The sequence below is a fragment of the Rhizobium acaciae genome, from assembly GCF_025941625.1.
GTDB classification, from domain to species: Bacteria; Pseudomonadota; Alphaproteobacteria; order Rhizobiales; family Rhizobiaceae; genus Rhizobium; species Rhizobium acaciae.
In genome coordinates, this window is sequence record NZ_JAPCZO010000008.1 from 1 (window position 1) to 13,855 (window position 13,855).

A 13,855-nucleotide genomic window follows, 5' to 3' on the forward strand; every position below is an offset into this window, starting at 1 on the left:
AAGCGCGTCGCGATCTTTCGGATACGCTCATCGCACTTTAGCTTTTTGTTTTTACGCATGCCGTTGTCGCAAAACCGCTGCACACTTTTGCGCGACATGCTTTAGATCTGCGGCCCTCGGACATTCGACGTCAGAGCGGGCTATAAATCGCCGCCGCCTCCTGCTTCAACTTTTCCATCATCGACCGGTAAGGCCCCGGGACATAACTGACGCGGCAGACACCGAGCTTGGCGAGCGTCTTCACATCCGGAGCGCCCGTCCGCATCATGATGTTGACCGGCAACGGCGATGCCGCGCAGACCTTCTCGATCAAGGCGGGATCGATCAAACCAGGTACGAAGAAGCCGCTGCTGCCGGCGGCCGCATAGGCCTTGCCGCGCTCGATCGCCTCGTCTACCAGACCGGCATGTTTGGAAAGATCGCTCTCGGCCAGGAAGAGATCGGTGCGGGCATTGATGAAGAAGGGGATATTCTTGCCCTCCGCCATCTCGCGAATTGCGCGGATGCGGGCCGCCTGCCTTTCCACCGGATAGAGGCCATCGCCGCCGACCACCTGATCCTCGAAATTGATGCCGATGGCACCGACCTCCACCAGCTTGGCGACGTTGGAGGCCGCCCCCGTGGGTTCGGCCGAATAGGCGCCTTCGAAATCGACCGAAAGCGGCAGGTCGACGGCAGCGGTGATGGATTTCGCCGTTTCGACCAGCACCGACATCGGCAGCTTCTCGCCGTCGGCATAACCATGGGCAGCGGCCACCGACCAGCTTCCTGTCGCAAGCGCCTTGGCGCCGCCATCGGCGACGGCCTTGGCCGTGCCGGCATCCCAGATATTGTAAAGAATAACAGGATTGCCCTTGCTGTGCAGCGTGCCGAACAACTCGGCCTTTTCAGTCTGGTTCATGCCGTCTCCTCCATGTTGGGTGCTTGGTTAGGTGCTTGTGCGCTGATCTTCTCTTCATGCCGCAGCAGCCATTGCTTGCGCCAGAGCCCGCCGCCATAGCCGGTCAATGAACCGTCCGCGCCGAGGATGCGATGGCAGGGCACGATGATGGCAAGCTGGTTGGCGCCATTGGCGCGGCCGACGGCGCGCACCACCTCCGGCCTTTCCATGTCCCTTGCAAGATCGCCATAGGCGCGCGTCTGGCCGGCAGGAATCTCCATGAGCTTTGCCCAGACATGTTTTTCGAAGGGTGTGCCGCCGAGCGCCAATGGCGTCCTGAAGACTGTCAGCCGCCCTTCGAAATAATCCCGGATTTCCGCCTCGATCTGATCGATCGCCGGCGTGCGGCCGATCGCGACCGACGAGCGGACGCGCTTCTGCAGCGCCTCGAGCTCGGTCGGCAGCGCCTTACGGTCGTGGAATTCGAGAAGATGCAGATGCGTCTGGTCGGCAACGGCTACCATCGGCCCGAGCGGCGTGTCGAACCAGTCGGCAAAGAGCAGTTTGCGGTTCTGCGACAGCGCCGGCGCCATGCCGACCAGCCGCTGGAAAGCCGCCCGGAAACCACTCGCGGAGTCATATCCCGCATCGAGCTGCGCATCGATGACACGCGCGCCATCGGCCAGCTGCCGGGCCGCCTCGCCCAGCCTGATATAGCGGACGATATCGTGGAAGGTCATGCCGAGCCCGCGTTTGAAGGCGCGGCGCACGGTCGAAGGATCGTGGCCGCGGCGCACAAGCTCATCCTCGGTCCAGCGCAGCTGCGGCTCGCGGTCGAGCGCGGCAAGCAACTCGTCGACGATCGGTTCCCTGCCCGGCTGCTCCAGCGGCCTGCAGCGCTGGCACGGGCGGAAGCCGGAATGCATGCAGGCGGCGATCGTATCGAAAAAGAGCGTATTTTCCCGCTTCGGCTTGCGCGCCGGGCAGGTCAGGCGGCAGAAGATGCCTGTCGTCTTGACGCAGACATAGGCTTGGCCCTCATAATCGGCACTGCGCGCGATCAGGGCATCATAGAGCGTATCGTCATCGGGGCGTTCGAAAAGCATGACCGCTTTCTAGCATTCCGTGCCTGCGCCGTCCGCCGAAAATCGGGCGTCTATTTTATTCCGCCGCGTCGAGGCTTTTCACATGCCGTTGCGGGCGCAACATGGATTCCTCCTCTGAATCCTGCGGGGCGCCCCAGAAATTCTCGAGCGTCGGGCCATCTTTGAGATGGCGGCGGCGGAAGAGGAATTCGAGGATCTCATGAAACCAGACGCGACGACCCATCTGCGTATACCAGCGCATGGAATGGCGTTGCTCGCGATCGCGATGGAAGAGTATGCGCAGCAGTGCCTTCGGCCGCGCCTGGACCGCCACCTCGATGAGCTTGACGCAGGCGACCAGCACGATCGGGTTGAGGTGCCGCATCTTCAGTACCTGATGCTTGTAGTCCCATTTACGGATGTCGGTTTCGATGACCTGTCGATCGCGGGCAATGCGGAAGAAGGGCGTCCAGCGATGTGGCGTCACATAGAGCGCCTGGATCTGGTCGGGATCATAGGAGAGCAATTGCCGGAAGCCGCGCCAGAGATGGCTCAGCTTCTCCTCCTCGAAACCGACGACCCAGGTCGCCATGGAGAGGATATCGTGTTGGCGCAGAAGGCGGATCGCCTCCCTGTCGGTTGTCTTTGCTCCACCCTTCTTGATCAGCGTCAAGGTTGCCTCGTCGGTGTTTTCCATGCCGATCAACCAGCGCACGACACCCGCCTTGCGGTAGAGGTGCAGGATATCGGCATCGCGGACGATATCATCGGCCCGTGTCGATCCGACGATCTGCACCGGCACGTTCTCGGTGATCAGCGCTTCGAGAAAAGCGAGCCACGCCTTTCGCGAGGAGGTCGGATTCTCGTCGGCGAGATTGATAAGTTCCACACCCTCTTCGCGATAAAGCCTGGCGATCTCGCGGGCAAACAGTTCCGGCGAGCGGTGACGCCAGCGGGTCCAGAAACCGCGCTGGCCGCAGTAGTTGCAAAGATGCGGACAGCCGCGCGAAAACTGCATGACGACAGCGCGCTTGCCGCCCCAATAACTGTAGTGGCGATGATCGATCAACTCCCAGCCGACGCGATAGGCATCGAGATCGGCGATCGCCTGCGCCGGCTGTGTTGCCAGGATTTCGCCATCGCCATCGCGAAAGGCGATGCCGGGAACGGTTGCGAGCGGGCGGCCCGTCGCCAGGGTGCCGGCAAGCCGTCGCATCGTTTCCTCGCCTTCGCCGCGCACGAGGATATCGAATGCCTCGGTCTCGGCCAGCACCTCCCGCCAGTGATAGGTCGGGAAGACCCCGCCATAAACAATGCGGATAGCACGATCGCTGTGCTTGACCGCCTCTGCGATCGCGCGGGCGGTGGGATGGGCCGAGGTCGAGCCGGAATGACCGATCAGCACCAGATCGGGGCTGCTGGCCGCCACACGGCTGACAATCTCCGCTATCGTCATCGGTCCGAACTCGGCATCGATGAGACTGACGATATGACCGTCGTCGATCAGCGGGCCGCCGACCGAAAGAAGGCCGAGCGGTGGAAGGTGATCATCGGGAATGCGACTGCCGATCGCCGTATGCGGCGGATTGATCAGAACGATCTTCATGCGACTTTACCCCTTGCGGGTCCCCCTGTCTGACGCAGGCAGAAAGTCACCAGCGATCAATGGCAATATTCAGCCAAAATCCTCTTAAAGTTGTGAAAATCTGACGGCATTTTTGCGGAAGCTGCTGTTTCAGGCGAACCTGGGAGCCAAAAGCCTTTTGTTTCCCACAGGAGCCGTGCCATAAGACCGCCATGACCAAGATCGACCGCACGCCTGACAAAGCCGATTTCCAGCACGTTACAGACTGGGTCTTCGACCTCGACAACACGCTCTATCCGCATCATGTCAATCTCTTCGCGCAGATCGACAAGAACATGACCGCCTATGTCGCGGCACTCCTGCAGATGGAGCGGGAAGAGGCGCGCAAGCTGCAGAAGCAATATTACCTCGAGCATGGCACGACGCTGCAGGGCCTGATGATCCATCATGGCATCGACCCGAACGACTTTCTCGAAAAGGCGCATGCGATCGACTACACGGCGCTGACGCCGCAGCCGGACCTCGGCGAGGCGATCAAGGCGCTGCCGGGGCGCAAGTTCATCTTCACCAACGGCAGCGTCAGGCATGCCGAAATGACGGCGGAGGCGCTCGGCATTCTCGAGCATTTCGACGATATCTTCGATATCGTCGCCGCCGATTACGTGCCGAAGCCGGCGCAGGCAACCTACGACAAGTTCACGGCGCTGAAGCGGGTCGAAACCAACAAGGCGGCCATGTTCGAGGATCTGCCGCGCAACCTGACGGTGCCCAAAGCGCTCGGCATGCAGACCGTGCTGCTCGTACCGCGCAATCTGGAAGAGACGGTCGTCGAATGGTGGGAAAAGACCAGCGGCGAGGAGGATCATATCGATTTCGTCACCGACGACCTCGCCGTCTTCCTCGGCAAGATTACCGGCTGAAGCATTACGAAGTTTTCACTTAAGCTTACCGATGTTTAACTGGGTCTTCCGGGTCCGCGGCCATATCTTCTTTCGTGAAGGGACACCTTACGAAAGGCAAACACGATGCACCGCAACAAGCTGATACTGGCAGCTCTTTCCTCCACCCTCTTCTTCGGCGCCGCCGCCGGGGCAGTTTTTGCCGCACCGGGTGACGGGCCGCGCCAGCATGCCGGCATGGGCCGGCCCGGTCCGGGCGCCGCTGCCTTCCGCGAAATCACCTATGTCCGCATGCTGAAGCAATTCGATACGAACAAGGATGGACAGGTCTCCAAGGACGAGGCGACCGCCGGCCTCGACAAGATCTTCGCCGCGATCGACACCAACAAGGATGGCTCGCTGACCCCGGGCGAAATCCGTGAGTACCGGAAAACGCAGATGCAGGCGATGCGAGACCAGCGCAAGCAGGAGGCCGGCGAAAACAAGGATGCGAACGCCGCAGCCGCGGCGCCTGAAACCGCCGACAACAATGACCAGGGACGGCCGCCGCGCGATGGCCACGACGGTCGTGACGGACATCGCTGGATGCGCCATGGTGGCAACATCATGCGTGCCTCGATCATGATGCACCGGGTCGACACCGACCAGAACGGCCAGATCTCCAAACAGGAAGCCGAAGCCGCCATGGGCAAGCTGTTCACTCGGATGGACAGCAACAAGGACGGCGTCATCTCGATCGACGATATGCCGGACCGGCCGCTTCTCTAAAGCCAAGCGACGACTTGTCCTTGCCTTTCCCCGCCTCGACGGGGAGAGGCTCCGCAGTTTGTGCCTCTGAAGCGCCTATTCGCGGTGCTCGTAGAAATTCTGAACGATCTTCCATGCTTCTTCGGCCGTATCGACGAAGCTGATCAGCTTGACGTCGTCGGGCGCAATCGTGCCGAACTCGGCCAATGCGTCGAAATTGATGATGCTCCGCCAGAACGCCTCCCCGAAAAGGATCAGCGGCAGGCGCTCCATGCGGCCGGTCTGGATCAGCGTCAGGCATTCGAAGAATTCGTCGAGCGTGCCGAAGCCGCCGGGAAAGACGGCGATCGCCTTGGCGCGCACCATGAAGTGCATCTTGCGGATGGCGAAGTAGTGGAAGTTGAAGCTGAGCTCCGGCGTCACATAGGCGTTCGGCGCCTGCTCGTGCGGCAGCACGATGTTGAGGCCGATCGAAGGGGCGCCCTCGTCGGCCGCGCCGCGATTACCCGCCTCCATCACCCCGGGGCCGCCGCCGGTGACGATGACATATTCGTGGAAATTCAAGGTAGCCGAATATTTCGAGCAGAGCCGGGCGAATTTGCGCGCCTCGTCATAATAGACGGAGGCCGCCTCCAGATTGACCCGCTGGATATCGTTGCGGGCTGCCCAGGCGCTCTGGCCCGGGGCGGGGATACGGGCACCGCCGAACATGACGACGGTCGACTTGATGCCGCGTTCGGTCAGCATCATCTCTGTCTTCAACAACTCCAGTTGCAGGCGGATCGGCCGCAATTCCTCGCGGCATAGGAAATCCTCGTCGACATAGGCAAGGCGGTAGGCAGGCGATAGCGTCTGCGGCGTCTTCGGCACGGCTTCGGCGCGCTGCCTGTCGGTCGAGCTGCTCTTCAGCGGGTCCCATACGCCATCCTTGCGCCGCGAACCGCCGTTTCGTCCCTTCGCCATGTCGAAATGCCTTTCAGTATTGCCGGCCACGAAGCCGGATATGTCGCTATAACGCCTTGAATCCAGATATGATCTTGTCGGAAAAATCATTCCGTTCTACGGGTTCATGCTGTAGAGCAGGATTGACCCCCGCCAACCGCATTCCGGAGACCCGCCGTCTCCACGATAAAGATCGAAGTTTAAGGAATTCTCATGAGCGCCACCGACCTCGCATCCCTCGAAAAGATCATCGAAGCCGCCTTCGACAATCGCGACAATGTGAACACGTCGACGAAGGGCGAGGTTCGCGATGCGGTCGAAGCAGCGCTCGATCTGCTCGATGCCGGCAAGGCCCGTGTCGCCGAACGCTCCGCCGACGGCGCCTGGTCGGTCAATCAGTGGCTGAAGAAGGCCGTGCTCTTGTCCTTCCGCCTCAACGACATGGACGTGGTGAAGGGCGGCTCGGGCAACTCCACCTGGTGGGACAAGGTTCCTTCGAAGTTCGAAAACTGGGGCGAGAACCACTTCCGCGCCGCCGGCTTCCGCGCCGTGCCGAACTGCGTCGTGCGCCGCTCGGCTTACATCGCACCGAACGCGATCCTGATGCCCTCCTTCGTCAATCTCGGCGCCTATGTCGGCGAAGGCACCATGGTCGATACCTGGGCCACGGTCGGCTCCTGCGCGCAGATCGGCAAGCATGTGCATCTCTCCGGCGGCGTCGGCATTGGCGGCGTGTTGGAGCCGATGCAGGCGGGCCCGACGATCATCGAGGACAATTGCTTCATCGGCGCCCGTTCCGAGGTGGTCGAAGGCTGCATCATCCGCGAAGGCTCGGTGCTCGGCATGGGCGTCTTTATCGGCAAGTCGACGAAGATCGTCGACCGCGCCACCGGCGAGGTGACCTACGGCGAAGTGCCGCCCTATTCCGTCGTCGTCGCCGGCTCGATGCCGTCGGGCAATGCGACGATGGGCAACGGCCAGCCGGCGCCGCATCTCTACTGCGCCGTCATCGTCAAACGCGTCGATGAAAAGACCCGCTCGAAGACCGGCATCAACGAACTGCTCAGAGATTGATGACACCGGGACGTTGATCCGGTAAACAGACGGCGTCTTTTTACGCGAGGCGGCCCCGCCTTGCCATGTCTTTGCCATTCCCGCCGGATAGTTCGACCGCCATGACCGCTACCGACCCCGTCGCCAATCTCCAGACGCTGATTCGCTGCCCGTCCGTGACGCCCGCCGAAGGCGGCGCGCTGTCGGCGCTGGAGTCGATGCTTGCGCCGCTCGGCTTTACGGTCGACAGGGTGAAGGCGAGCGAAGAGGGAACACCCGAGATCGAAAACCTCTATGCCCGCCTCGGCAAGGACGGTCCGCATCTGATGTTTGCCGGCCATACCGATGTCGTGCCGGTCGGCGACGAAGCCGCCTGGACGCATCCGCCCTTTGAGGCCCAGATTTCGAAGGGCGAGCTTTTCGGCCGCGGCGCCGTCGATATGAAGGGCGGCATCGCCTGTTTCGTCGCCGCCGTCGCCCGCCATATCGAGAAAAACGGGCCACCGGCCGGCTCGGTCTCCTTCCTCATCACCGGCGACGAGGAAGGCCCGGCGATCAACGGCACGATCAAGCTGCTGCAATGGGCGGCCGAGCGCGGCGAGCGCTGGGATGCCTGCCTTGTCGGCGAGCCGACCAATCCGGACAGGCTCGGCGACATGATCAAGATCGGCCGGCGCGGCTCGCTGTCGGGTAAAATCACCGTTCACGGCGTGCAGGGCCATGCCGCCTATCCACATCTTGCCGACAATCCGGTGCGCGGCATGCTGCAGCTGACGCAGGCGCTGATGGACCCGCCGTTTGACGGCGGCACCGACGATTTCCAGCCGTCGAACCTCGAAGTGACCACGGTCGATGTCGGCAATCCGGCAACCAACGTCATTCCGGCCAAGGCATCGGCAAGCTTCAACATCCGCTTCAACGACAGCTGGACCGTCGAAACGCTGCGTGCCGAAATCCTGCGCCGTCTCGACGCCGCGGCCCGGGATGGCGCCTTGCGGCCGGGCCGCGAACCGGTGGCCTACGATATCGTCTGGGCCGATCGGCCGAGCCATGTCTTCCTGACGCGCAACAATGCGCTGATCGCCTCGCTGTCTTCAGCCATCGAAAGCGTTGCCGGCCAGTCGCCGCGGCTTTCGACCACCGGCGGCACATCGGATGCGCGCTTTATCAAGGATTATTGCCCGGTCGTCGAGTTCGGCCTCGTCGGCCAGACGATGCACATGGTCGATGAGCGCGTCGCTGTCGCCGACCTGGAGACGCTGACGGCAATCTACGAAACCTTCATCGCCCGCTGGTTCGCCAATGCCGGGCTTTAGGGAGGTTCAATATTATCTGGCCGGCCTCTGGCTGCTGATCCGGCTGGATCCGCGTGGCTTCCGCTACCTCGACATGTCGGAGCGCGGCGTCAACCGTTCGTTCTGGGCGATGCTCTGGTGCCTGCCGCCGATGGGTATTTCCTGGCTCTGGTGGCGACAGGCCTTCCTGCGGTCGATGCCGCCGGAAGCCGATGTCGATTTTCCCTTCTATATCAGGCTCGGCCTCGTCGAGGTCGCCAACTGGTTCGTGCCGCTGGTCTTTGCCGGGCTGCTGCTGCTTGCGGTCCGCATGGGCGAGCGTTTCGCCCCGGTCGTCGTCAGCGTCAACTGGCTCGGCGTGCCGCTCTCCTACATCAACGGGCTGCTGCTGGCGCTGGTGTTCTTCCTGCCCGGCTCCGTCGGCCTCGTCTCGCTGCTGCTGCTCGCCTTCATGCTGGCGCAGGTCTTTGTGCTGGCGCGCATCCTCCGGATGATCTGCCATGGTCATGCGCTGATGGTCGGGGCGCTGACACTGGTGCTGCTCGTGCCATCGATGATCCTTTCGGAATATCTGCAGCACTTCCTCGGCATCTATCCCGCCTGATCAAGCCTACGATAGATCGTCACTTTCATCGGCGCTGTCATCGTTATCGGTGACCGGCCTTCGGCGATCGGGGATCACGTCGGGATAATCCACCTGCATGAAATAGAGCCCGTCCGGCGGCGCCACGGGGCCGCAGGCCTTGCGGTCGCGCGCTTCAAGCGCCGCCTCGACATCATCAGGCGTCCATTTGCCTTCGCCGGCAAGCTTCAGCGTGCCGGCGAAGGAGCGGATCTGGTTGTGGAGAAAACTCTGCGCCGCGGCGCGGATCTCGATCAGCTCGCCGCGGCGCGTCACATCCAGCCGGTCGAGCGTGCGCACGGGGCTGTTTGCCTGGCAATGGGCGGCGCGGAAGGTGGAGAAATCGTGCCGGCCGACCAACCTCTGGGCGGCGGCATGCATGACCTCGTGATCGAGCACCTTCGGCACCCACCAGGCCTTGCCGGCTTCGAGCGCCAGCGGCGCCCGGCGGCTGACGATGCGATAGAGATAGTGGCGCCGCAGCGCCGAAAAGCGGGCATCGAAGAATTCGGCAGCCGCCTCGACGTCGAGAATGGAGACGCGCTCGCCGGCAAGCCTCAGATGCGCGTTCAAGGCATTCTGCAGCTGGTAGGGCGACCAGTCCTTCGAAAGATCGGCATGAATCACCTGCCCCATGGCGTGGACGCCGGAATCGGTGCGTCCAGCGCCGCGCAGCGACACCGTCTCGCCGGTCAGCGACAGCACCGCCGCCTCGATCGCACCCTGCACCGAGTGGCCATTCTCCTGCCGCTGCCAGCCGACATAGGGGCCGCCGTCATATTCGACGGTCATGCGGAAACGCGGCATCAGGAAAGCCTCGTGCCCGCCGCAAGCGGCGTGCCCCTGAGGAAATCGGCGGCCGCCAGCGGCTTGCCGCCGGCCTTCTGCAGCCTGGTCAGCCGCACCGCGCCCGAGCCGCAGGCGACCAAGAGATCGTCCGTCAGCAATTGCCCGGCAGCACCCTGCCCCTCAGCCAGTTCGGACGCCAGCACCTTCACCCGCTCCGGCTTGCCGCCGATTTCAAGCTCGAACCAGGCGCCCGGAAACGGCGCCAGGCCGCGGATGTGATTGTGCACGTCGCTGGCATCCCTGGAAAAATCGATGCGCGTCTCGGCCTTGTCGATCTTGGCGGCATAGAGCACGCCGTCTTCCGGCTGCGGCGTCAGCGGCAGGTCGTTCATTTCGAGTTTCACCATGGCTTCCGCCATCGCCTTGGCGCCGACCAGCATCAGCCGGTCGTGCAGCTCGCCAGCCGTCATGTTCGGGCCGATCTCGACCTCGCGGGTGAGGGCCACGGCGCCGGTATCCAGGCCCTTGTCCATCTTCATCACCATCATGCCGGTCTTTGCGTCGCCGGCCATGATCGCCCGCTGGATCGGTGCCGCACCCCGCCAGCGCGGCAGCAACGAGGCATGACCGTTGTAACAGCCATCCCTGGTGCCGTTCAAAATCGCTTCCGGCAGCAACAGGCCGTAGGCAACGACGACGCCGACATCGGCATTCAGGCCACGAAACCTCTCGCGCTCGTCGGGGTCCTTGAAATTGACCGGGGTGAAGACCGGCAGGCCGAGCAGTTCGGCCGCCTGATGCACCGGCGATTTCTGCAGATCGAGGCCGCGCCGCCCGCCCGGCCGTGGTGGCTGCGTATAGACCGCAACGATCCTGTGGCCGGCATCGACGAGCAGGCGCAGGGTCGGAACCGAGAACTCCGGGGTTCCCATGAAGATGATGCGAAGAGACATTTTATCTCGCCAATTGAGGATCAGCCGTCTTCAAACGGGTTTACGAGCTTGAGATCAAGCCCCTCGAAATCTCGGGTATTGCGGGTTGCAAGCGTCGCGCCGTTTGCAAGGCAAATGGCGGCAATCATAGCATCCTGGACCGAAATAGGCCGCCCCATGTTTTCGCGTTTCGCCCGCAAGCGACCGGTTGCCATAGCCGTTTCCAAATCCCAGCCGACGATACGATCGCGGAACTGGCCTTTCACCAAATTCTCGATCGCGCGAAAGAAGCGGTCCGATCCTGTCTTCAAGAAAACCCTTTCGGCTCCGTAAATCTGCTCCATCAAGCCAACCGTGCAAAGCCAGATTCTCGAGCCATCCTGGCGCAATATCCAGGCCTTCACCTTTTCATTCGGCAATGGCCTGGCAAACTCGGAAATCACATTCGTATCGAGAACGATCATTCGAAATCCTCGAACGGCCGGCCGAAATCCTTTTTCCGCGCCGCCTCGATTTCGTCCATGATTGTAGTAAATTCATCGTCGACTGCGTTTTCGCTGACGAAAGCGGCGCGTATTGCTTCATACGCCGACATGGTCTCGGGCTTTGCTTCTGTCTTTCTTTTCAGCGCTTCCCGCAAAAGCTCCTTGGCCTCATCAGAAAGGCTGTTGCCGCTCCGCTGCGCCGATTCCGCAATGTCTCGCTTCATTGCTTCGGAAATATTTCTGATCAGAAAATCACCCATTCGGCACCTCCATCATGATATCAGTGATATCATAGTGCCTCGCCGGTGAATTTTCAACGCAGCGTCAGAGCGCCTTGGACTTCGCCGCCTTGGTGAATTTCTTGATCACCATCTCCCGCTTCAGCCGCGAGATGTAATCGATGAAGAGCACGCCGTTCAGGTGGTCGATCTCGTGCTGCAGGCAGGTGGCGAGCAGGCCGTCGGCTTCGACCGTCTGTTCCTTGCCGTTCCGATCGAGATATTTGACCGCGACGACAGCCGGGCGCTCGACCTCGGCATAATAATCCGGAATCGAAAGACAGCCTTCCTCATAGACGGAACGCTCGTCGGACGATTTGACGATCTCAGGATTGATGAAGACCTGCGGCTGCTTTTCCTCGCCCTCGCGTGAGATGTCGATGACGAGCATACGGCGTGGCACGCCGATCTGGATCGCGGCAAGGCCGATGCCCGGCGCGTCGTACATGGTTTCCAGCATATCGTCGGCAAGACGCTGCAGGTCGGAATCCACCCGCTCGATCGGCTTGGACAGCTGGCGGAGAACGGGATCGGGAAGAATGATGAGTGGCTTGATGGTCATGGCGTTCCCATAACCCATCTTTTCCGACTATGGAATTATCCGGCAGCCGGGGAATACGCTTTTTTGCATCCCCGCCTGGAATTTCGCCATGGAGCCTCAGGCCGCCCGGCGGGCAGCACCGGCGGAACGGCCTTCCGGCCGGGCGCGGAAACGCCGCAGCAGCTCGATCAGGGTCTCCACCTCGTCCTTCAGGCGGCGGGTTTCTGCCGAAGAATGCTCGACCATGTCCGAATTCTGCTGGGTGATCGCACCCATGTTGCGGACGGCGAGGCTAACCTCGTTGACGCCGGTTGCCTGATCGCGGGCGGCGGAGGCGATATCGGCGACGAACCGGTTGATGATGTCGATGCGGCTGATCATGTCGTTCAGCGCCTCTCCGGTGCTGGAGACGATGCCGACGCCCTGATTGACCTGGGTCGAGCTCTGCGAGATCAGGTTCTTGATCTCCTTGGCTGCTTCCGCCGTGCGCTGGGCGAGTTGGCGGACTTCCTGGGCGACGACGGCAAAACCCTTGCCGGCATCACCGGCACGCGCCGCCTCGACGCCGGCGTTTAACGCCAGCAGATTGGTCTGGAAGGCGATCTCATCGATGACGCCGATGATCTTGGAGATCCCGGTCGAGGACTTCTCGATGCCGGCCATCGCCGAGACGGCGCTGGTGACGAGTTCGCCGGAGTTCTTCGCCTTCTCTTGCGTCTCGCGCACGGCATCCGACGCCTTCTCGGCATTGGCGGCTGTCTGGCCGACGCTGACGGACAACTGCTGCAGGGCGGCCGAGCTCTCCTCGACGCCTGCCGCCTGCTGGGCAGTGCGCAGCGCCAGATCGTTGGTCGCATTGGAAATGACGTCGGCACCGCTCATGATATGGCCGGAGGTCTCGCGCACGGAGGCGAAGGACTGGCTTAGCGCCCTGACGGCGCGGTTGTAGTCCTCGGCCATCTGCCGGAAATTGCCCGGCAGGTCGGACGGCAGGGTGGCTTCGAGATCGCCGTTCGACAGCGCTTCCAGACCGCGGCGCAGTTGCTCCAGCGCGATCGCCTGATCGGACTCGGCCTCAGCGCGCTGCTCTTCCAAAGCGCGGCGCTTTGCTTCGAGCGTCTCGAGATAGACCGAGATGGAATAATCCATGTCGAGCATGCCGGCCTTGATGACCGCCGACAGCTTCTGTGCCAATGCCTTGCCCTCTCGGCGCGCGAAGATCGACGGCCACTGCTTCTCCATGATGCCCTTGACGAGCTCGGACATGACGATGGCGTAGCCGCCAATATACCAGCGCGGCTCCAGTCCGATACGGGCGTGCGTCCGGCCGACCGCGGTCACGCCGTTGACATAGCTCTCGTCGAATGCGCCGCCGGCGAGATTGGCCCAATGGTCCTGCTGGCGCTTCTTGGCATGGCCGACATGGTTCTTATCGGCGAAGAAGCCTGCGACAGCCGGGGTCTTGGCGATCTTGGCGTAGAATTTATCGAGGGCGCCGCCGATCAGCTCCGATATGACAGGGCGCAGATCCCGCATCGACTTGCGCGCTGCCTCATCCAGTTCGATGAAATCGAGGCGCTGCCTGAGGGCACTGTCGGTTTGCTGGGCGGTCATGGGGATCTCTGTACTTGGCGCGACGCGCGGGAAGGAATTTCTGCGTCGCAGGTTTTGGCCAATATGGTTGAGCAATCGTTAAATCGGACGGCGATTTCTTCTCCCCGA

General features: G+C 62.1%; 15 protein-coding genes. 5 read left to right on the forward strand and 10 right to left on the reverse strand.

Going from position 1 to position 13,855, the window contains the following annotated elements:
• Positions 1-130: 130 nt before the first annotated feature.
• The 3 genes from OLZ32_RS14095 to bchE are packed head-to-tail and all read right to left on the reverse strand — an operon-like array spanning position 131 to position 3,571.
• A complete protein-coding gene (locus tag OLZ32_RS14095) occupies positions 131-901 on the reverse strand; it encodes an isocitrate lyase/PEP mutase family protein (RefSeq protein ID WP_264421425.1) in 771 nt (256 codons plus the stop codon).
• On the reverse strand, positions 898-1,986 hold the full coding sequence (locus OLZ32_RS14100; RefSeq protein ID WP_264421427.1) for a bifunctional transcriptional activator/DNA repair enzyme AdaA: 1,089 nt from the start codon (positions 1,984-1,986) through the stop codon (positions 898-900). The genes OLZ32_RS14095 and OLZ32_RS14100 overlap by 4 nt, the downstream gene beginning before the upstream one ends.
• Before the next feature lie 55 nt (positions 1,987-2,041).
• Positions 2,042-3,571, reverse strand: coding sequence for a magnesium-protoporphyrin IX monomethyl ester anaerobic oxidative cyclase (gene bchE / locus OLZ32_RS14105; protein ID WP_003544975.1), 1,530 nt, complete (start codon positions 3,569-3,571; stop codon positions 2,042-2,044).
• Positions 3,572-3,762: 191 nt separating this feature from the next.
• Between bchE and OLZ32_RS14110 the strand changes: the two genes are divergently transcribed.
• On the forward strand, positions 3,763-4,470 hold the full coding sequence (locus tag OLZ32_RS14110; RefSeq protein WP_003544973.1) for a pyrimidine 5'-nucleotidase: 708 nt from the start codon (positions 3,763-3,765) through the stop codon (positions 4,468-4,470).
• 105 nt (positions 4,471-4,575) lie between these two features.
• A complete protein-coding gene (locus OLZ32_RS14115; protein ID WP_264421429.1) occupies positions 4,576-5,217 on the forward strand; it encodes a calcium-binding protein in 642 nt (213 codons plus the stop codon).
• A 75-nt stretch (positions 5,218-5,292) separates the two neighbouring features.
• Here OLZ32_RS14115 and OLZ32_RS14120 read toward each other — a convergent pair whose 3' ends face one another.
• Complete coding sequence (locus tag OLZ32_RS14120) at positions 5,293-6,159, reverse strand: LOG family protein (protein ID WP_003544970.1); 867 nt, start codon at positions 6,157-6,159, stop codon at positions 5,293-5,295.
• Positions 6,160-6,351: 192 nt separating this feature from the next.
• Here OLZ32_RS14120 and dapD point away from each other — a divergent pair, with 192 nt between their 5' ends.
• The 3 genes from dapD (at position 6,352) to OLZ32_RS14135 (ending at position 9,090) form a co-directional block, all read left to right on the forward strand.
• Entirely contained in the window at positions 6,352-7,212 is an 861-nt protein-coding gene (gene dapD / locus OLZ32_RS14125; protein WP_003544968.1) for a 2,3,4,5-tetrahydropyridine-2,6-dicarboxylate N-succinyltransferase, read from the forward strand.
• Between the two features lie 101 nt (positions 7,213-7,313).
• Complete coding sequence (gene dapE / locus OLZ32_RS14130; protein ID WP_003544966.1) at positions 7,314-8,507, forward strand: succinyl-diaminopimelate desuccinylase; 1,194 nt, start codon at positions 7,314-7,316, stop codon at positions 8,505-8,507.
• Positions 8,494-9,090 (forward strand): hypothetical protein, encoded by a 597-nt coding sequence (locus OLZ32_RS14135; protein ID WP_003544963.1) that lies wholly within the window; start codon positions 8,494-8,496, stop codon positions 9,088-9,090. Before dapE ends, OLZ32_RS14135 begins: the two co-directional genes overlap by 14 nt.
• 6 nt (positions 9,091-9,096) lie before the next feature.
• Here OLZ32_RS14135 and truA read toward each other — a convergent pair whose 3' ends face one another.
• The 6 genes from truA to OLZ32_RS14165 form a co-directional block, all read right to left on the reverse strand.
• Positions 9,097-9,915, reverse strand: a complete 819-nt coding sequence (gene truA, locus OLZ32_RS14140; protein WP_264421432.1) for a tRNA pseudouridine(38-40) synthase TruA — start codon at positions 9,913-9,915, stop codon at positions 9,097-9,099.
• Positions 9,915-10,850 (reverse strand): methionyl-tRNA formyltransferase, encoded by a 936-nt coding sequence (fmt, locus tag OLZ32_RS14145; RefSeq protein WP_264399041.1) that lies wholly within the window; start codon positions 10,848-10,850, stop codon positions 9,915-9,917. The genes truA and fmt overlap by 1 nt, the downstream gene beginning before the upstream one ends.
• Before the next feature lie 20 nt (positions 10,851-10,870).
• Positions 10,871-11,293, reverse strand: coding sequence for a type II toxin-antitoxin system VapC family toxin (locus OLZ32_RS14150; RefSeq protein ID WP_003544958.1), 423 nt, complete (start codon positions 11,291-11,293; stop codon positions 10,871-10,873).
• Positions 11,290-11,574: a FitA-like ribbon-helix-helix domain-containing protein gene (locus OLZ32_RS14155; protein ID WP_264421434.1), complete on the reverse strand. Its 285-nt coding sequence runs from the start codon at positions 11,572-11,574 to the stop codon at positions 11,290-11,292. The genes OLZ32_RS14150 and OLZ32_RS14155 overlap by 4 nt, the downstream gene beginning before the upstream one ends.
• 64 nt (positions 11,575-11,638) lie before the next feature.
• A complete protein-coding gene (gene def, locus OLZ32_RS14160; RefSeq protein WP_003544956.1) occupies positions 11,639-12,154 on the reverse strand; it encodes a peptide deformylase in 516 nt (171 codons plus the stop codon).
• A gap of 96 nt (positions 12,155-12,250) precedes the next feature.
• Positions 12,251-13,747 (reverse strand): globin-coupled sensor protein, encoded by a 1,497-nt coding sequence (locus OLZ32_RS14165; protein ID WP_264421436.1) that lies wholly within the window; start codon positions 13,745-13,747, stop codon positions 12,251-12,253.
• Positions 13,748-13,855: the final 108 nt, after the last annotated feature.